Here is a 440-nt window from a genome sequence, read left to right on the forward strand (position 1 = left end):
GTGAGTTCGATTCTCATCACCTGCTCCATTAAAAAAATAAAGCCTTTTAAAGGCTTTTTTTGTATCTTGGAATGAAAAGTTACTTTTTGCTTTTAAAAATGCGATTTGTTTGGTAAAATGATAAATGGCTTTTTATGCCTGTATCATTTCATTTTTAATAAGGGAGGTAATTTGAAATCCATGGCAAAACAGGATATGATCGAACTTGATGGTATCGTACAAGACACATTACCCAATGCAGCTTTTAAAGTTAAATTGGAAAACGGGCACGAAATCTTAGCTCACGTTTCTGGTAAAATCCGTATGCATCACATTCGCATTTTACCAGGTGATCGTGTAACCGTTGAAATTTCACCGTATGATTTAACACGTGGGCGTATTACATTCAGAAGAAAATAGGAGGACTATTAAAATGAAAGTAAGACCATCTGTAAAACCAA

The 440-nt window shown here is 34.3% G+C and carries 1 protein-coding gene; it reads left to right on the forward strand.

Annotated features, from left to right (window positions below):
• Positions 1-180: 180 nt before the first annotated feature.
• Complete coding sequence (gene infA, locus HMPREF0367_RS09225) at positions 181-399, forward strand: translation initiation factor IF-1 (RefSeq protein WP_015536142.1); 219 nt, start codon at positions 181-183, stop codon at positions 397-399.
• Positions 400-440 lie beyond the last annotated feature (41 nt).

The organism is Faecalitalea cylindroides ATCC 27803 (assembly GCF_000469305.1).
Lineage (GTDB): Bacteria > Bacillota_I > Bacilli_A > Erysipelotrichales > Erysipelotrichaceae > Faecalitalea > Faecalitalea cylindroides.